Source organism: Ralstonia sp. Ralssp110, from assembly GCF_047325135.1.
Taxonomy (GTDB): domain Bacteria; phylum Pseudomonadota; class Gammaproteobacteria; order Burkholderiales; family Burkholderiaceae; genus Ralstonia; species Ralstonia mojiangensis.
Genome location: NZ_CP168609.1, coordinates 1356478 through 1374649 on the forward strand (window position 1 = coordinate 1356478; position 18172 = coordinate 1374649).

19 protein-coding genes are annotated in these 18172 nt (G+C 65.5%); 12 read left to right on the plus strand and 7 right to left on the minus strand.

Annotated features, from left to right (window positions below; genetic code table 11):
* Window positions 1-90 precede the first annotated feature (90 nt).
* Entirely contained in the window at window positions 91-927 is an 837-nt protein-coding gene (locus ACEN9T_RS06700) for a GntR family transcriptional regulator (protein ID WP_413705864.1), read from the minus strand.
* 170 nt (window positions 928-1097) lie between these two features.
* Entirely contained in the window at window positions 1098-1640 is a 543-nt protein-coding gene (locus ACEN9T_RS06705) for a winged helix-turn-helix transcriptional regulator (RefSeq protein WP_092974637.1), read from the minus strand.
* Between the two features lie 134 nt (window positions 1641-1774).
* Here ACEN9T_RS06705 and ACEN9T_RS06710 point away from each other — a divergent pair, with 134 nt between their 5' ends.
* The 3 genes from ACEN9T_RS06710 to ACEN9T_RS06720 all read left to right on the plus strand — a co-directional run bounded on the left by ACEN9T_RS06710 (window position 1775) and on the right by ACEN9T_RS06720 (window position 3955).
* Entirely contained in the window at window positions 1775-2353 is a 579-nt protein-coding gene (locus tag ACEN9T_RS06710; RefSeq protein ID WP_024978173.1) for a GNAT family N-acetyltransferase, read from the plus strand.
* 241 nt (window positions 2354-2594) lie between these two features.
* Entirely contained in the window at window positions 2595-3029 is a 435-nt protein-coding gene (locus ACEN9T_RS06715; protein ID WP_092974640.1) for a VOC family protein, read from the plus strand.
* A gap of 50 nt (window positions 3030-3079) precedes the next feature.
* The gene (locus ACEN9T_RS06720) at window positions 3080-3955 is read left to right on the plus strand and encodes a LysR family transcriptional regulator (RefSeq protein WP_413705865.1); all 876 of its coding nucleotides are present in this window, start codon (window positions 3080-3082) and stop codon (window positions 3953-3955) included.
* A 27-nt stretch (window positions 3956-3982) separates the two neighbouring features.
* Here ACEN9T_RS06720 and ACEN9T_RS06725 read toward each other — a convergent pair whose 3' ends face one another.
* From ACEN9T_RS06725 to ACEN9T_RS06740, 4 genes are all read right to left on the minus strand, one after another.
* Window positions 3983-4342, minus strand: a complete 360-nt coding sequence (locus ACEN9T_RS06725) for a hypothetical protein (protein WP_092974646.1) — start codon at window positions 4340-4342, stop codon at window positions 3983-3985.
* Between the two features lie 67 nt (window positions 4343-4409).
* The gene (locus ACEN9T_RS06730) at window positions 4410-4838 is read right to left on the minus strand and encodes a roadblock/LC7 domain-containing protein (RefSeq protein WP_092974649.1); all 429 of its coding nucleotides are present in this window, start codon (window positions 4836-4838) and stop codon (window positions 4410-4412) included.
* The gene (locus ACEN9T_RS06735) at window positions 4835-5350 is read right to left on the minus strand and encodes a GTP-binding protein (protein WP_413705866.1); all 516 of its coding nucleotides are present in this window, start codon (window positions 5348-5350) and stop codon (window positions 4835-4837) included. The genes ACEN9T_RS06730 and ACEN9T_RS06735 overlap by 4 nt, the downstream gene beginning before the upstream one ends.
* Entirely contained in the window at window positions 5351-6310 is a 960-nt protein-coding gene (locus ACEN9T_RS06740; protein ID WP_413705867.1) for a hypothetical protein, read from the minus strand. It abuts the gene before it with no gap.
* A gap of 148 nt (window positions 6311-6458) precedes the next feature.
* On the opposite strand from ACEN9T_RS06740, the gene modA reads away from it, so the two are divergent.
* A complete protein-coding gene (gene modA, locus ACEN9T_RS06745; RefSeq protein ID WP_413705868.1) occupies window positions 6459-7232 on the plus strand; it encodes a molybdate ABC transporter substrate-binding protein in 774 nt (257 codons plus the stop codon).
* Here modA and ACEN9T_RS06750 read toward each other — a convergent pair whose 3' ends face one another.
* Window positions 7233-8531, minus strand: coding sequence for an MFS transporter (locus tag ACEN9T_RS06750; protein ID WP_092974658.1), 1299 nt, complete (start codon window positions 8529-8531; stop codon window positions 7233-7235).
* A 179-nt stretch (window positions 8532-8710) separates the two neighbouring features.
* Here ACEN9T_RS06750 and ACEN9T_RS06755 point away from each other — a divergent pair, with 179 nt between their 5' ends.
* From ACEN9T_RS06755 to ACEN9T_RS06790, 8 genes are all read left to right on the plus strand, one after another.
* Window positions 8711-9370, plus strand: coding sequence for a TetR/AcrR family transcriptional regulator (locus ACEN9T_RS06755; protein WP_413705869.1), 660 nt, complete (start codon window positions 8711-8713; stop codon window positions 9368-9370).
* Window positions 9371-9463: 93 nt separating this feature from the next.
* Window positions 9464-10426: an AAA family ATPase gene (locus ACEN9T_RS06760; protein ID WP_413705870.1), complete on the plus strand. Its 963-nt coding sequence runs from the start codon at window positions 9464-9466 to the stop codon at window positions 10424-10426.
* Between the two features lie 12 nt (window positions 10427-10438).
* A complete protein-coding gene (locus tag ACEN9T_RS06765; protein WP_092974667.1) occupies window positions 10439-11521 on the plus strand; it encodes a DUF58 domain-containing protein in 1083 nt (360 codons plus the stop codon).
* Window positions 11518-13551, plus strand: coding sequence for a DUF3488 and DUF4129 domain-containing transglutaminase family protein (locus ACEN9T_RS06770; protein ID WP_413705871.1), 2034 nt, complete (start codon window positions 11518-11520; stop codon window positions 13549-13551). The genes ACEN9T_RS06765 and ACEN9T_RS06770 overlap by 4 nt, the downstream gene beginning before the upstream one ends.
* Window positions 13552-13934: 383 nt before the next feature.
* Window positions 13935-14579 carry a carbonic anhydrase gene (locus ACEN9T_RS06775; protein WP_413705872.1) on the plus strand — a complete coding sequence of 215 codons (645 nt, stop codon included), beginning with the start codon at window positions 13935-13937 and terminating at the stop codon, window positions 14577-14579.
* Between the two features lie 126 nt (window positions 14580-14705).
* Window positions 14706-16268: a SulP family inorganic anion transporter gene (locus ACEN9T_RS06780; protein ID WP_413705873.1), complete on the plus strand. Its 1563-nt coding sequence runs from the start codon at window positions 14706-14708 to the stop codon at window positions 16266-16268.
* Between the two features lie 303 nt (window positions 16269-16571).
* Window positions 16572-17708, plus strand: a complete 1137-nt coding sequence (locus ACEN9T_RS06785) for a collagen-like triple helix repeat-containing protein (protein WP_413705874.1) — start codon at window positions 16572-16574, stop codon at window positions 17706-17708.
* A 138-nt stretch (window positions 17709-17846) separates the two neighbouring features.
* Entirely contained in the window at window positions 17847-18155 is a 309-nt protein-coding gene (locus tag ACEN9T_RS06790; protein ID WP_092974682.1) for a putative quinol monooxygenase, read from the plus strand.
* The last annotated feature ends 17 nt before the right edge of the window (window positions 18156-18172 follow it).

Below are 18172 nucleotides of genomic sequence, written 5' to 3' on the forward strand. Positions count from 1 at the left end.
TGTAGGAAATTGCTGCATCGCAGCGAAGCGGCGATGCTAACAACTTTCATCCGGGCCTGCTGACGGCCAATAACCTTGCCGGCGGTGGTGTCAGGCGCGCTGGCCGGTGGGCGGAGCGGCTGAGGTGGGCGCCTCTTCCACGTCTTCGCTGTGGCCGCCCTGCACGTCATGGCCGGCGTTGTCGATCCACAGGCGAGCGCGGTCTTCGCCCACGCGCGACAGCTCCATGCGGTATTCGTAGCGGTCGGGTCGATAGAGGCCCTGCAGCAGTTGCACGGGCCGCCCGCTCATCTCGCGCACGATGCGCTGAACGGACAGCAGCGGCGCGCCCACTGCCACATCCAGATATTGCGCCGTCGCCACATCGGCCAACCGAGCAGACACCACCTGCGACGCCCGATCGATCCGCACGCCCGAGCCCTCGATCAACCGCAGGAGCGACTGGTTTGCCAGGCGATCGAGCGTCAGCTTGCTCGTCACGTCCAGCGGTAGCCATGTAGTGATGAGCGCCATGGGCGTGTCTTCCAGGTGGCGCACGCGCACGAGTTTCTTGATCGGCGTGCCGGGTGCGATTTCCAGGCATTTGGCCTCGTCGGGCGGGGCCAGCACGTCTTCAAATTCGACGACGACGGCCGAGGTGCGCTCGCCCACGTCGATGATGTTCTGCAGCAGCGTCTGGGCGCCGCCGCCCATCGTCAACGGGTCATCGGGCTTGACGACAAACGTGCCCATGCCGCGATGGCGGCGCACCAGACCTTCCTTGACCAGGTAGTCGAACACGCGCCGCATCGTGACGCGCGAGGCGCCGAACTGGCGGGCCAGCTCGATCTCGCCCGGCATCGGGCCGTCACTGAACCGGCCCTCAAGAATCTGTTGGCGCAGGACGACGTAGATCTGGTGGTAGAGCGGTACCACGGCATCAGGCATGGCGGTCGTGGTTCCGGGCGTGAGCAGCGAGGTCGAGGGCGAAATCGGGAGGGGCGGCCATCAAGCGATGGGGCAACGCGCGGGATGCGTTGGAAAGCCGGGCCAAACGCGGCCATTTGCCCATTCATCCGCGACGATAGGGCGTTTTTCCGGGCCTGTAAAGTTGTGTGTTACCCGTTGGCTGGCGGCGTATCGTTGGCCGCGGCGGCAGTATTTTCCCTCTGCCCATAACGCGGATTGCGCTCGCGCATCGAGTTTTTGGGCGCAACAGGCTCGCCCAGCGCATTGACGAGCGCCACGTGGATTGGTGTGCCGCTTTCGCGGTCGCGCAACAGCATGGGGCCCTCACCGTCGGGCGTGAGGTAGCGGTCCCCCCATTGCATCAGCGCGACGATGGCGGGCAGCAGGTCGACGCCCGCCCGCGTGAGCCGGTAGGCGTCGCGCACGCGGTCGCCCGGCTCCTGGTACGGCACGCGGCGCAGGATGCCGTACGTCACCAGCGCCTTGAGCCGCGACGACAGGATCGCCGACGAGCACCCCGTGCGGCGCAAAAACTCATCGAAACGCGTCACGCCGGAAAACGCCTCGCGCAGCACGAGCAACGTCCATTTCTCGCCGACGATCGACACGGCGGCCGCGATGGAGCAGGGCTCTTCCATCGACGTCACAAGCTCCGACGCCGCTGGGACGGGGAAGGGTTCCGGGATTCTCATGGCAAAAGCATAGTCAATTCTGACTTTACTTGCAAAAGTCAGGGTTTCTGCTAATCTAGCTTCAAATTAGAAAGTCAGGCGGTGATCCCGTGCTGGCGGTCAATAACAACGATCCATCGCGTGAGGAGATCCCCATGCTTTACACCATCCACCGTTACCCCGCCGAATGGATCGACCGCTGGACCATGCACGACGGCTCCATCGCCACCGTGCGCCCGATTCTGCCGCAAGACGCGCCCCTTGAGGCTGCCCTGGTCGAGGGGCTGTCGTCGGAGTCGCGCTATGCGCGGTTTCTGGTGGGCGGGGGCCGTCTGACCGACGAGATGCTCGCCGCCTACACGCAGATCGATTACGTCAACCACATGGCGCTGGTCGTGAGTGTGGCGCGCCCTGACGGCACCGGCGAAGACCTGATCGCCGATGGCCGCTTCGTCGTGGAAGACGGCGTGGCCGAATTTGCAATGCTGGTGGCCGATGCGTGGCAGGGCAAGGGCGTCGGGCGACGTTTGTTTGCCACGCTGGTCCGCGCAGCGCGGGTGTCCGGCGCGCGGGAGGTCTTCGGTGAGGTGCTGTCCATCAATCGCCGCATGATCAGCCTGGCGCGCGATGCGGGTTTTCGCGTTGCGAATGTGCCGGGCGATGCCACCGTCTGCACCGTGCGCCTGCCCTTGGCCGATGTTGAAGCGGTCATGACGCCGTTCGTTTTCGCCTGAATCGTCCAAGTTTTGCGTGTCTGCACCCCTGCAGACGCGCCTACCGTGTGTCTCTTTCGCCGCCATTGAGCGGCGTCTTTTTTGGTCAATTCATCGATATTGATGGCGCTCAGCGCAAAAAATCATCGCTTTTGTGGATGAATGGATGCGCATAGACTCATCTGCGTGGCCTGGTGCGTGGGTGCCCCCCACCTGCGTGCCGGCGCCGCCTTGTTCAATTACTGCCGCCTTTGCCCCCACCATGAGCGACGTCACGCCTGTGCTTGCCCCATTCCACCTTGCCTTCCCTGTTCATGACATTGCCGCGGCGCGCGCCTTCTACGGCGACATCCTCGGTTGTCCGGAGGGGCGCAGTTCGCCAGACTGGGTCGATTTCAATTTCTACGGCCACCAGATCGTCGCCCATCTCGCGCCGGACGAAATCGGCCACCGCAAGACCAGCGCCGTCGACGGCGACAACGTGCCCGTGCGCCACTTCGGCGTGGTGCTTTCCATGCCCGAATGGGAAGCAGCAGCCGACAGGCTGCGCGCAGCCGGCATCGAGTTCATCATCGAGCCGCACATCCGCTTCAAGGGCGAAGTGGGCGAGCAGGCCACGATGTTCTTCCTCGACCCCTCGGGCAATGCCATGGAGATCAAGGCGTTTGCCAATATGGCGTCGCTGTTTGCCAAGTGAGCCGGCGCGGCGCGCGTATCCTTGCGCTTCTCCACTGATGCGCGCGCGCCATGCTTCGAGAACTCAAGACCTTCATCGCCGTTGCCCGGCACGGCACCTTTGCGGGTGCGGGCGATCGCATCGGTCTGACGCAGTCGGCGGTGAGCGCGCAGATCCAGCGTCTGGAAGCGTCGCTCGGCTTCCCGCTCTTTGATCGCACGGGCCGCTCGGCCACGCTCAACGCCGCGGGGCGCGACGCGCTGGCGCTGGCCGAACACATCGTCACGCTGTATGACCGTCTGGGCGACCAGGCCGGCGGCAATGAGCAGCGCGGCCTGGTGCGCATCGGCGCGATTGCCTCCGTGCAGACGTCGTTCCTGGTAGACGCGCTGGTGCAGTTTCGCAGTGAATTCCCGCATTGCCGTGCGCGCATCGTGCCGGGTGTCTCGCTTGACCTGCTCGGCCTGGTGGACGCTGGCGAGATCGACCTCGCCGTGCTCATCCGCCCGCCGTTTGCGGTGCCGGCCGATCTGGAATGGCGCACGCTGGTGGCCGAGCCCTTCGTGCTGCTGGTGCCCGCCAGCGTGCCCGGCGACGACTGGCGCGCGCTGCTCGCACATCAACCGTTCATCCGCTATGACCGCCGCTCATTCGGCGGCCGCCGCGTCGACCAGTTCCTGCGCGACCAGCGCATCACCACGCACGACGTGATCGAACTCGACGAGCTGCAAGGCATGACGCAACTCGTGGCGCGCGGGCAGGGCGTCGCACTTGCCCCGCAGACCGCCGCGCAAGCCACCTGGCCGCCAGGCACACGTGCCATCAGCTTGGGCGACGACACCTTCTACCGCGAGATCGGCCTGATCGAACGCCCCCGCCACAGCCGCCAGCCCATTGCCGGGCGGCTGGCCGATTGCATTGACGAAGCCGCGCGTCCGCATCAGTGATGCGGTGTGCCGCAGGCACGCGACCGATCAAAAGCTCAGGGCCTGTTCGATTTCCTGAACCTTGCGCCGCGCCAGCGCCAGATTCGATTTGTTCTTGTCGAGCACGACATAGAGGAACAGTCCGGGCTTGCTCCCGACGGGGCGAATGATGTGGTACTGCTTGCTGAGCGTAATCAGCATGTCGTCAATGACATCGTCAAGCTTGAGTGCCTGCATGGTCTTGAGCTTGGCGCGGACCACCTCGGTATTGCCCGCCGCGGCGAGTTCGAGGTCGATCCCATCGCCTGCCGATGCGAGGATCATGCCGCTGGCGCTGTCGACCAACATGGCGCACATCGCACCGTCGAAGGTCGCGAGATGGGTAATGGAACTGTTGAGATTGCTCATGATTTGATTCCCCCGATGGTGTGAGTAGGTTGTGGCGATGAAATCAGTGCGACCGCGGCTGGTGCGGCTAGGCGGGTCGGTGCAGCAAAGACATGGCGGGCAGCGCAGCGAGTTCTTCTGCGATGCGCTTGGCCTCCCATAGGGCGCGCCCGAGCACAGCATCGTGCCGGTTCGCCATGCACACCTGCACGATCGCGGACTGGCGGACGGGCTGGAACACCATGGTCCCCATGTCGGTTTCAAGCACCATCCGGTGGCAGGTGCTGAAGCGCATTTCGCGCCCCAGTGCACGGACCACTGACATGACCGTGCTTGTCATGGCCGAGAGGCGCGCCGCGCTGTAGCGCGTTGGGTCCAGCGCAGAGGCAATCGTGAAGCCGTCGAGCGTACAGAGCGTCGCGGCGGACAGGTCGGGTAGCGCATCGGCGTACCTGGTCAGCACTGCGGTTGCGGCTTGTGTGAGTTCGGCTGGAACGGGGGATGCTGCTGCGTTCATGTTTGCAGGGTGTAGAGCATGATTTCGACGATATCGAGCATATGTGCCCGCTCGCGGACATCGGCCATCACCACCGGAATGGCCCGCCCCAGCACTTGGCTGAGGTGGGCGGAGAACGCATCGACCCGAGCGGGCGTGGCCGGCCGCGCCACAAGCACCAGCGTGGATGGCTGCGCGGGTTCCGAGGCGACGCGACGCAGCAGGGGAATGCAACGCTCGCCCACGTCGGGCGCGTTGACGTCAACCATGACGATCGCGCCGGCGATGACGGAGATGAGCCAATCCCGCAGGAAATCGAAACGGTCCTGTCCGGGGCTGCCGTAGATCTGCAGCAGTTCGCCATTGCCCAGGTCCACCTCGCCGAAGTCGACGCCAACCGTTGTGGTGGCCTTGGCAGATGCGTGGCGATCAAGGTTGGGTACGTCGCAATCGATAGTCACGTCACCGCACAGCGTGCGAATGGCCGTTGTCTTGCCGATGCCCATCGGGCCAAAGATGCCAATGCGATGCATTCAGGGTCGGCCTTGTAGCTGATGGCGAGACGTTCGCAGCCAGCGCCCGACGACGTCGAAGAAGCGGCTGTGCGAAACACTTGCGTTGGCGGGCGTAGTCGCCAACGGGGCATCGCGGTGCACGTCGATCTGCAGGGCGCCAAGGCGGTTCAACGTACGCAGCAGCAGGCGGGCCTCTTCGTGTTCGAGTCCGCCATCCGTCGTCAGCCAACGCAGGCTGACCGCGCGATTGGTCATGGTTGCCATCGCTCGCCGGAAACGAAGCGCCTGCAAATGCATCTCGAGCGTGACCCAGCGCAGCAGGCGGTAGGTCGGCTCGGGGCTCGCATCGGTTATTCGCGCGGGGAGGGATTGGACGGGTGCGGGGCTCGGACGCGCGGGTTTGTCCATCAGGCGCAGCGCGACGCGATCCAGGATCACCCAGAGGTCGTGCATGCTGAAGGCAAATGGCAAGTGGAACGCGTCGTCGCCGTGGCTGGATTGTGGTGTCTCGTCGAGCCAGATCTTGATGGGGGCTGCAGCGGCAGCATCGACTGACCCGGAAGCGAGCACCACAACATCGGCCTGGTCGGGCAGGGCTTCATCCCATTGATAAAGCGAGCGGCCGACAAGCGCGTTGATTCCCGCGCGCAGCCGGCGCTGCAGACCTTCATCAAGATGCTGCAATGAGATGCGGCCACGTCGGTGATCCACGCGCGCGTGGCCCGGTGCGAGCGGCTCCATGCCTGTTCCCCCCCAATCCAGATATCCCGAACCACGAGAACGGCCGGCGCATTGCTCGGTACTTCTGCGTGGAGTGCGGCATGCATGCCGGGGCTTGTTCAAGCCACTGGTGCGCTGCCTGCTGTTGTTTGCGTCTCGATTCCGGCGCTGTTCTGGCGCCCGTCTATCGGTGAGCGAGAGGCTAGCATCGTCATTGCCGCCTTTGCGCAAGCCTGAGGAATCTTGAGTTTTGCTCATGAATCGCTGATGCGTCCGGGGCGGTAGCGAGGTGGCAAGACTCGGTTCGGCCTCGGTGATACCGGACATATGTCATGGCGCATTGACCGAGCGTTATATCGACTCGTATATTACGACCGGTCATTCATCCACTTTTCCCGGGTTCTTCATGCAACGCTTCTCGCTACGCGCGCACGTGCGCGCCATTGGTCTGGCCGCTGCGCTGGCGCTGGGTTTGGCCGCGCCCGTTCATGCGGCGGACCTGGTTGTTTCGGCGGCCGCCAGCCTGACCAACGCCTTCAAGACGATCGCGCAGCAGTACGAAGTGCTGCACCCGGATACCAAGGTCGTGCTCAACTTCGGCGCGTCGGACGTGCTGATGCAGCAGATCGTGAAGGGCGCCCCCGCTGACGTGTTTGCCTCCGCCGATCAGGAGGCGATGAACAAGGCCGTGGCCGAGAAAGTCATCAAGGCCGAGACGCGCCACGACTTTGTTGCCAACCAGCTCGTGCTGATCGTGCCCGCCACGGGCACGGTGCCCGTGCATGCGTTGGCCGATCTCATGAGGCCCGACGTGAAGCGTGTGGCGATCGGGAATCCGGCGTCGGTGCCGGTGGGCCGCTATGCCAAGCGTGCGCTGGAAGCGGCCAAACTGTGGGAGCCGGTGGAGGCCAAGGCGGTGCTGGCGCAGAACGTGCGGCAGGCGCTGGACTATGTGTCGCGCGGCGAGGTTGAGGCCGGCCTGGTGTTCTCCACCGATGCCGCCATCGCCGCCGACAAGGTGAAGGTGGCGAGCCCCGTGCCGCTGAATGTACCGCTCACGTACCCGATCGCTGTGACCTCGGGCACGAAGCAGCCGCAACCGGCGGCCGACTTCGCGGCGTATGTGTTGTCGCCCCCCGGCCAGGCGGTGCTGGCCAAGTACGGTTTTCTGAAACCTTGATTACGCGGTAGCCGGTTGGCCCGCGCGCTCGGCATCCTGCTTGGGCGTGCGGTGAATGCGCAGCACGAGGAAGGCGCCAGCCACGCACAGCCCGCCCGAAATCATGGAAGCGAGCGTGTAGTTGCCCAGCGAGGCGCGCATCATGCCCGCACCCAGCGTGGCGAATGCCGCGCCCAATTGATGCCCCGCGACGATCCAGCCGAACACGATGGGCGCTGCGGCCTTGCCAAACACGTCGTTGGTCAGGCGCACGGTGGGCGGCACGGTGGCAATCCAATCCAGACCGTAGAAGATCGCGAACACCGGCAGGCCGAAGAACTCGAAGCCGAACGCATACGGCAGGTAGATCAGCGACAGCCCGCGCAGGCCGTAGTACCAAAACAGGAGCACGCGGCTGTTGTAGCGGTCGGACAGCCAACCCGACAGCGTGGTGCCCACCAGATCGAAAATCCCCATCGCGGCAAGCAGGCTCGCGCCCTTCACTTCAGAGAACCCGTGGTCTGCGCACATGGCGATGAAGTGCGTGCCGATGTAGCCGTTGGTGCTCGCACCGCAGATGAAGAAGCTGGCAAACAGCAACCAGAAATCGCGCTTGCGTGCGGCCTGCACGAGCGTTCGCATGGCGAGGACGATGGGGTTGGCGCGGGGGCCTTGATCGACTTCCGGCGCATCGGCGGGTTCGCCATAGGTGCGCAGACCGACGCTCTTGGGCGATTCCGGCAGCAGCAGCCACACGACCGGCAACAGCAGCGCCAGCGCGCCGGCCACGATCAGCACCACCGGGCGCCAGCCGTAGCTCTCGACCACTGCGGCCATCATCGGCAGGAACACAAGCTGCCCCGTGGCCGAACTGGCCGTCAAGATGCCCATGGCCAGCCCGCGATGCGAGGTGAACCAGCGATTGACCACCGTTGCGCCCAGCGTGATGGCGGCCACACCCGTGCCGCCGCCCACCATCACGCCCCACAGCAGCACCATCTGCCACGGCTCGTGCATCATCGCCGAGAGTGCCGTGCCCGACACCAGCACCGCCAGCGCACCGAGCACCGTGGGGCGGATGCCGAAATACTGCATCGACGCCGCTGCAAACGGCCCCGTCAGCCCATACAGGGCAATACCGATCGAGATGGCCAGCGAGATCGTGCTGCGGCTCCAGCCGAATTCGTGCTCGAGCGGCAGCATCATCACGCTGGGCGTGGCGCGCGTGCCGGCCGCGCATAGCAGGATCAGGAACACCACCGCCAGCGCAAGCCAGCTGTAGTGGAAACGTGGGGCGATGAGGCGGGCAAGTCGCTGCATGGGCTGTCCGATTCTTTCGATTCTTGATTCTTGTTGGGGCGACAATATCGCATTCGTTACCGGTCGGTAACAACGTGGTTGCGATAGTAGGTACCGATCGGTAACATGTCAAGCAGCCTTCGAATGACACCGGCGTGGCTGGGGGTTTGTGCCCCCACCGCGCTTGCAGGAGCAACACCATGGCCACTCTTAACCGCCGCGGCCCGCGCGCGCTGTCCACCGTTGATCAACCCAAGCCGACGCCGCGTCGCATCAGCGGCGAGGATGCCCACGCGAGCCTGCTCGAGGCAGCTCGTCAACTGTTTTACTACGAAGGCGTGCGGGCCGTGGGCGTCGAGGCCGTGGTGGAGAAGGCGGGCGTCAACAAGATGAGCCTGTACCGCCAGTTCAAGTCGAAGGACGATCTCGTCATCGCTTACCTGGAGCGCAGCGACGAGAGCTTCTGGGGCTACTTCAACGCGAGCGTGGCCAAGCACCCGGACGACGCGCGCGCGCAACTGCTGCAGTTCTTCATCGATGTCTCCGAACGCGCTTCGCGCCCCGGCTACCGGGGCTGCCCGTTTGTGAATGTGGCGGCGGAGTTCCCGGACCCGACGCATCCGGCGCGGCAGTTTGTCCAGCGCAACAAGGCGCTGCTGCTCACCCGCCTGCGTGACCGCGCCCAAGCCGCTGGTGCGACCGATCCCGATGCGCTGGCCGACGACTTGGCCTTCCTGATCGAAGGCGCCTACACCGCCAGCCAGACCTTCGGCACCGATGCACCGCGCCTCATCAAGAGCCTGCCGCGCACGGCACGCGTGTTGCTCGACTCGGCTATCCCCGCGCGCAAACCGGACTGATGTTGTAGCGCACTCACGCACACGAAACATGGGCGCGCGGGTGTCGTGCGATGCCGCTACACTCGCTGGCATTGTTGCTTCGGCCGCACCTTGATGACGCCCAACCAAGTCCCGCTTTCTCCCGTTCGTACAGCGCCCGCTACGCCGCTGACCTTGCCGGCCGCGTTGTCGCAGGCGCAACGCGCGCTCGATCGCATCGTGCTCGGCAAGCCGCTGCAGATCCGCCTGGCGCTGGCGTGTCTGCTGGCCCGCGGGCATCTGCTGCTGGAAGACCTGCCGGGCGTGGGCAAGACCACGCTGGCGCATGCGCTGGCCCGCACGCTCGGCCTGCAATATCAGCGCGTGCAGTTCACGAGCGACTTGCTGCCGACTGACCTGATCGGCGTGTCGATCTACGTGAAAGAAAAGGGCGCCTTCGAATTCCACTCGGGGCCGCTGTTCGCGCAGGTTGTGCTGGCGGACGAGATCAACCGCGCCACGCCCAAGGCGCAAAGCGCACTGCTCGAAGCCATGGCCGAAGGGCAGGTCACGCATGACGGGGCGACGTATCCGCTACCGGAGCCGTTCTTCGTGATCGCCACGCAGAACCCGCTGAACCAGATCGGCACGCATCCGCTGCCGGAATCGCAGCTGGATCGCTTCACGATGCGGCTGTCGCTGGGCTATCCCGATCAAAGCTCCGAACGTGCGTTGTACCTTGGGGGCGGTGCGCCGCAAGACATTGAAGCGGTGCTGACCGCCGCGCAAGTGGTTGCCTTGCAGACTGCTGCGGATGCCGTGCACGTGGCGCCAGCGCTCGTCGACTACGTGCTCGCGCTGGTGAATGCCACGCGCACAGATGCGCAGGTGCAGATGGGCCTGTCGCCGCGCGCGGGGCTGGCATTGCTGGCCGCGGCGCGCGCCTGGGCACTCATCGACGGCCGCGATGCCGTGCTGCCCGAAGACGTGCAAGCCGTGTTCAAGGCCGTGGCGGCGCATCGCCTGCTGCCGACGGGCGGCACGCTGTCGGCGACCGCGCTGGCGCAGCGGCTGCTCGACACGGTCGCCATTCCCTAAGTAGGCAGCGCCATGGCGCGATTGCGTTCTCTGCTGCTCGCGCCATTGCGTCTGCTCGGTGCGGGCCTGGCGATGCTGCCCGGCGTGCGCTTTGCACGGGCGCGTGTGCAACGCTTTCTGCAACGGCCGCGCACGCCGCGCGAAGGCCGCATCCGCCTGGACCGCAACCACGTCTACATCCTGCCCACCGCAGCCGGTGCCGGCTTTGCGCTGCTGCTGTTAGTGATGCTGCTCACCTCGCTCAACTACAACGTCAGCCTGGGCTTTCTGCTGACCTTCGTGCTGGCCGGCGTGGCAGCGTCCGCCATGTGGCAAACACATCGCAACCTCGTTGATCTGGAAGTACGCGGCGCGGCGGGCGATGCCGTGTTTGCCGGGCATGCGTTGAATGTTGGCGTGGCATTGGCCAATGTCACACCATGGGCGCGTGTGGGTGTGGATGTGAGCGCCGCGCAAGCCGCTGCCGTGGAAACCTCGCTCGACGCGCAGGACGCCATCGTGGCCGCGTTGTCTTTCGCCGATCAGCCGCGCGGTTGGTTCAAGTTGCCGCGCCTGACGGTGTCGACGCGTTTCCCGCTCGGCCTGTTTCGCGCGTGGAGCTACGCCGATGCGCCGCTGACATTGCTCGTCTATCCGGCACCGGAACCCTCCGCGCCGCCGCTGCCCGCCAGCTTTGCCCCCGAACCTGGCGAAGAAGACGACACGCGCGCCGCCCGCACCCATGTCGAAGAAGCCGCAGACCAACTGCGCACCTACCGCCCCGGCGACGCACTGCGCAGCATTGCCTGGAAGCACAGCGCGCGGCTCGACACGTGGATGAGCCGCACCGGCCAGCAAGTGCGCCACGCGCAATGTGTGCTCGCGTGGGAAGCGCTGCCGCCCTCGATGAACGTGGAACAACGCCTGTCGCGCCTGTGCGCCTGGGTGCTGGCCGCCGAGCACGCCCCCGCCGGCGATGAACCCGAATACACGCTGAGCCTGCCGGGCACTGTCATTGGCCCGGCGCGGGGTGTTGCGCATCGGGACGCATGTCTGCGTGCATTAGCGTTGTGGGGTAAGCCTGCGATGCCGGAAGCGGAAGGCGAAGCCACATGACCACTGCCACCATCGGCACCGAAGCGGCCGCCTTCGGCTCGGCCCGGGCCCTGACGCACCGCGAACATGGCTGGCTGATCGCACAGCTTGCCGTCGTGCTCGCGCCGCTGCTGCGTGCGCTGCCGCTGGTGACGTGCGCTGTGTTCGGCGTGCTGCTGCTCTGGCGCGCGCTGCTGTGGGTGCGGCGCGCGCCGTTGCCCGGCAAGTGGCTGCTGGGGCTGACGGGCGTGGCCACGCTTATCGTGACGCTGGCACTCGCCATGCGCACCGGCGGAAACATCGGGCGGGACTTGTCGGTCGCGCTGCTTGGCGCGTTTCTCGTGCTCAAGCTGATGGAATCGCACACCGTGCGCAACGGCGTGCTCGTCACGCAGTTGTGCTGTTTTCTGCTGCTCTCGCAGGGGCTGTTCGACCAGCCGCCCTGGCTGGCCGCCACCATGCTGGCGACCGTGGCGCTGCTGTTGCGCAATTGGCTGTTGCTGCTGCATCCGCAGGCGCGTGTGCGCGTATCCCCCGCGCGTGTGCTGGCGCGTTTGGTGCTCATGGGGTTGCCGTGCGCGGCGGTGCTGTTCCTGTTGTTTCCGCGGCTGGATCATCCGCTGTGGCGCCTGCCGCAAACCGCCGACACCGCCGTCAGCGGCCTGTCCGACCGCATGGCGCCCGGCTCCGTCGGCCAGTTGATCCTCTCCGACGATCTGGCCTTCCGCGTCGATTTTGCCGGCGTGCCGCCACCGCTCGATACGCTCTACTGGCGCGGCATGGTGCTGTGGCGTTTCGATGGCCAGACGTGGACGGCCGCGTCGATGCGGCAACGTCCCGCAGCGGAAAGCGTACCCAATTCTGCGGACGCAATTAGCGGCGCGCCGGGCGTATTCGATTACAACATCACACTGGAACCGACGCGCCAGCGCTGGCTGTTTGCGCTTGATCGCGGCCAGTCGATCGAGGCGCGAGACGGCACCGGCCGCAGCATCGACGGCGAATTCATCAGCACGCAACCGCTCGAGCAGCGCGTGCGGTATCACGCGCGCTCGCGGCTGCCAGAGCGCAATCGCGCGGACGACGCTCGCCCGCTCGACCCACTTACGCAGCAGATGGCGCTGGCGTTGCCGGCGGGCAACGGCCAAGCGCGTGCGCTGGCAGCGCAATGGGCAGAGCTGCCGCCGCCTGAGCGCGTATCGGCGGCGCTCAAGCTGTTTGGCCGCGCACCGTTTGCCTACACGCTTGAACCGGAACCGCTGCAGGATCAGCAGATCGACGATTTTCTTTTCCGCACGCACCGTGGCTTCTGCGAGCACTACGCGGGCAGCTTCGTCTTTTTGATGCGCGCGGCAGGCGTGCCGGCGCGTGTGGTGGTGGGCTACCTCGGCGGCGAGGTGAACGCCATGAGCGGCGACATCATCGTGCGCCAGTCCGATGCACACGCCTGGGCTGAGGTGTGGCTCGACGAACGCGGCTGGGTGCGTGTGGACCCAACCGCCGCCGTCGCGCCGCAACGTGTCGAACGTGGCCTGGCCGCCGCCGTGCCCGCCAGTGAATTCCGCTCGCGCCGTGCAGAAGAACCTGGCTGGCTGCGCAGCGTGCGCTGGGGGCTCGATGGCCTCATCAGCGGCTGGAACAGTTGGGTGCTTGGCTACGACCGCAGCCGCCAAGCGCGCCTGTTCGCGTGGCTGGGGCTGGATGCAGCAGACCCTCGCGCGGTGCTGTGGGGTGTGTCGGGTTTGTTCCTGCTCGCTGCGCTGCCGCTCCTCTGGCAGCAACGCAAGCCCAAACCTGACCCGGTGCAGGCCCTGTGGCAGCGGTTGTGTGACCGGCTGGCGCGACATGGTTGCACGCGGGGCCCGGCAGAGGGCCCGATGGCGTATGCCGAGCGTGCCGCCGCGCAGTTTCCGCACGCGGCGCAGGCGTTGCGCAATGCAGCCGCCGGCTACGTTGCCCTGCGCTACGGACGCGAGGATGGCGATGCGCAAGCGCGTGCCCAGCGGTTCACGCAATGGCGCGAAGCGGTTGCGCAAGTTCGCCTGGGTTAACGCGCAAGCTGTTGATCGGCTTAGAAAACGTGCCCCAAATGCGGGCGCCCGCGCGGTTGATCCAGCGCGCGAGTCATTCACCTGTGATGGAATATTTTCCGATCCAGGGTTTAAATATTTCGGATAGATAACTCGGGCAATGCAATAACTGCACGCAGTTTCCCGATTGCAGATAATGGGTGCGACACAGTTACGCAGGGCGTGCGCATTATCGGTGCATATTTGATCCGATTTGGCGTCGATACCTTCACTGGCACAGCGGGAACCTTTCTCATACGATGGTTTTCGTAACGTTTCCGCTGCACTGCAATGTTGCCGAGAACACCCGCCCAACTGGGGTTTCGGCCTGCAGCGGTCTCGCAGATTCCGCAGGAGCCATACCAATGCATCGACCGAAACGCATGCTTGTCGAGAATGTCGCGTGGGCGCATGAAACTGCCGCACGGGATCCCGGATTCTTTTCGCGTTTGGCCCAAGGCCAACAACCCCAGGTGTTATGGATCGGCTGTGCAGATAGCCGCGTGCCCGCTGAAACCATTACACATTCCAACCCGGGCGATTTATTCGTCCATCGCAATATCGCCAATCTTGTTTGCCCGGCGGACGACAACACGATGAGCGTGCTGGAATATGCGGTGCGCGTGCTCAAGGTCGCGCACGTGATCGTGTGCGGGCATGACGGTTGTGGTGGCGTGCGCGCGTCGTTGCTGCCACCGCCCGACGGTTTGCCGCACGTCGCGCGCCGCATTGCGCCGCTGTGCGCGCTGGCCGGCCGCCACCGTACAGAACTCGATGCCGTGTCCGATCTGGATGCACGCGTCAATCGACTGGCCGAACTCAACGTGCTCGAGCAGGTGCGCTGCCTGCGCGAGAGCCCTATCGTGCGCGAGGCAGAACGCCCGCCGCACGTGCACGGCTGGATATTCGGCCTGGCCGATGGACACATCCGCGTGCTGGCTTCGGGCGATCCGGATGCGGAACACGCCACCCGCGGCGACATCCTGGTGCCCGCCGAGGCCATCGCTTAACCCGATCGGCGGCGGCGTTTGTGGCTGCTGCCGTTTCCCGACGTTTTCTCTCCTCACGCATGCCGGCGGTGCCCCCGCCCGCAGGCAGGCGTTCGCGCGTGCGCAGTTCATACAACTCCAACAACCATGCAGACACCAACCTCACCGGCTTTCTTCCCGCGCGACATGCTCGCCGGGGTCATCGTGTTCTTTGTCGCCCTGCCGCTGTGCCTGGGTATTGCCAATGCATCGGGCGTTGACCCGCTTGCCGGGCTGCTCTCCGGCATGATCGGTGGCCTGGTGGTCGCGCTGCTCAGCGGCTCGCAACTGAGCGTGAGCGGCCCGGCGGCGGGCCTCGTCGTGATCGTCGTGGACGGCATTGCCAAGCTGGGCGGTTTCCCGGCATTTCTGGTGGCCGTGGCGCTGGCGGGCGCACTGCAGTTTGTGTTCGGCATGCTCCGCGCCGGTCGCTTTGCGGCATATGTACCGTCGTCCGTCATCAAGGGCATGCTCGCGGCGATCGGGCTGCTGCTGATCATCAAGCAGGTGCCGCTCGCGCTTGGGATGGCAAGCGGAGATGCCGCTGCCGGCGCCGGCACGCTCGCCACACCGTTTGGCGCGTTCTCGGTCACGGCGATGCTGGTGACGCTGCTCTCCGCCGCCGTGCTCATCGGCTGGGATACGCCGATGCTGCGACGATTCATGCTGGTCCGCGCGCTGCCTTCGCCGCTTGTTGTGGTGGCACTCGGCATTGGCGTGACCTTGCTCCTTGAGGTGGTGGCACCGGGCATTGCAGTGCCGGCTGAGCATCGTGTTGGTCTGCCGTCGCTCGCGTCGTTCGGGGCGTTTCTCGATGCGCTTGAGTCGCCCACGCTCGGGGCTCTGGGCAATCCGGATGTCTGGCGCGTAGCGATGGCGCTGGCCATCGTCGCCAGTCTCGAGACGCTGCTGTGCCTGGAGGCCGTCGAGCAGATCGACCCAAAGAAACGTGCCGCATCGCCGGATCGCGAGCTGAAGGCGCAAGGCGTGGGCAATTTGGTGGCGGGCCTGCTGGGCGGGCTTCCCATCACCTCCGTCATCGTGCGCAGCTCGGCCAACGTGCACGCCGGCGCGCAGAGCCGCTGGTCGGCCGTCGTGCATGGCGTGCTGCTGCTGGCGAGCGTGTTTGCGCTCACCGCCATCGTCAATCTGATTCCGCTGGCGTGCCTGGCCACCATCCTGATCTTCACCGGCTACAAGCTGGCCAAGCCGTCGCTGTTCCTGGCGGTGGCGCGGCAGGGGTGGGATCGCTTTGCACCCTTCATCGCCACCATCGTCGGGGTGCTGCTGACGGACTTGCTGATTGGCATCGTGATCGGCATTGCGCTGAGCATCGCGCTGGCGATCCGCGCCAACCTGCGCCGCACGATTGTCATGGCGCGCCATCACGACCACTTCCTGCTGTCGTTCCGCAAGGACGTGTCGTTCATGGGCAAGGTGCCACTCAAGCGCTATCTGGCACAGGTGCCGGACCACGCCACGCTCATCGTCGACGGCGCCCGAGCGGATTACATCGACCCCGACGTGCGCGAGATGGTCGAGCACTTCATCGAGGGGGCGCCGGCGCGCGGCATCGTGATCGAGCGCCATCACTTTGATGCGTCGGTGCCACAGCGCGCTCCAGGGCTACGCATGCCACGCCTGCCATTTGTGCGGACGGCCACCAGATAACGTGCGTCTGGAGGTTTAACCCATTTTGGGTAATTTTGAGTGTTCCCTCCAAACATAATCCCGAAAGCTTGTCGGAGGGTGAACGTTTGCGCCACGGTGGCACTTCGTCTGGTGGTGATGTCCTGGGTCCGGTTGGCGTGATGACGGGCGTTGCCGGCGTTTGACAATGTTTGCAATTGCCATCGACTCGGTTAATAGACTGAATTTGAACGCGTTATCGAGTGATTCGGATGGCGCACCGATAAAGTATCGAATCAGGCAAAAGTGCGCATTATCAAGCGCATTTTTAAACGGGAGGCAGACATGAAGACATTGCAACGAGGGACCCTGGTTTCGGCGGCCTTGGTCGGCCTGCTTGTGCTGGGCGGTTGTGCCAGCTCCGGCTCGGGCGACATGAGCGGTACGTCCGGCAGCGACGGCAGCTCCGCCAACAACGGTGGTGGCTCCGGTTCCAACGGCTCGGGCGGCACGACCACCACCGCATCCACCACGCCCACCGGCGAAGTGGCGAACAAGAGCGGCGGCGTACTGACGGCCACGGGCGGTGCCGTCAGCGGGCTCGGTTCGACCATCGGCGGGAGCAATCTGCCAGGCGCATCGGCGCTGGGCAATGTGGTCGACAACGTAGGCAACACAGTGTCGGCCCTCGGCACGGGCGTGCAGTCCGGCCTGGGCAGCATCGGCACCAACCCGAACCCGATCGGCACCACGGTATCGAGCACCGGCAACGTGGTGACGCAGGTCGGGAACACCGTCGACGCAACAGGTGGCCTTGTGAGCAGTCTGGGCACAGGACCGCTGCAGCCGCTGTCGCCGGTCACGTCACCGGTGGGCGGCGCGGTCTCGCAGGTTGGGCAGGCGGTGGCGGGCGCGGGCGGCACGCTCGGCACGGCCTTGTCGACCGGGCCGGTGGAGCAGGTCACGCAGCAGGTCAGTTCTGCTGTGGTGCCGCTGACCTCGCAGGTGACCACCGCCACGCAGACGCTGGGTAACACAACAGGCCTGGGCGCTCCGGCAACCAATCTGCTGCAGACCGTGGGCGACGGGGTGGCGAATGTGGGTACCTCGCTGACTGCGACGAACGCGCCAGTCGTGTCCGGCCTGGGTGGTGTGGTGACGGCCACGGGCAACACGGTGGCCGCGTTGGGCGGCGTGACCTCCACGCCGGGCGGGGCGACTTCGGCAAATCCGCTGGGGCCGATTACCGGCGCGCTGGGCGGCGCCACGGGCGGCAGCAATCCGCTTGGTGCGGTGACGGGTGCTTTGGGCGGTGCGACCGGCGGCGGCACGTCGGCTACGGGCGCGACGGCGCCGGTTGGTTCGCTCGTCACCAGCGTCGGCACGTCGCTCACGTCCACGGGGGCGACGACGCCGCTTGCGCCCGTCACAGGTGCTGTGGGTGGCGCACTGACCACCGTGGGCGGGGCGCTGCACCATTGAGCGCATGACCCGTCATCGAGCCGTTCCCGTTGCGTGCGGAACGGCTCGTACGCGTGTTCGTATGAGGCGGCCCGCCGCTTTCGGCATACAGTACGCCTGACCGCGCATGCCCCTTCAGCGCGGTATCAGGAGACCGAAATGATCAAGCACGCATTATTTGCCCGGCTCATTGCCAAACCGGGCAAGGAGCAGGCAGTGGCCGATTTTCTTTCGGCCGGCCTGCAAATGGCCAACCAGGAAGCCACCACGCCAATCTGGTTTGCGCTGCGCATTGCGCCCAACGTATTCGGCATCTTCGACGCCTTTGCCAGCGAGCAGGATCGCCAGACGCATCTCGACGGCCCGATTGCCAAGGCGCTCATGGCGAATGCGGCCGAGTTGCTGGCCTCACCGCCTGAGATTGCACCGATCGAGGTGCTCGGCATGAAGAACACCGGCGCAAGCTGAGTTTCGCGAGAAAAAAA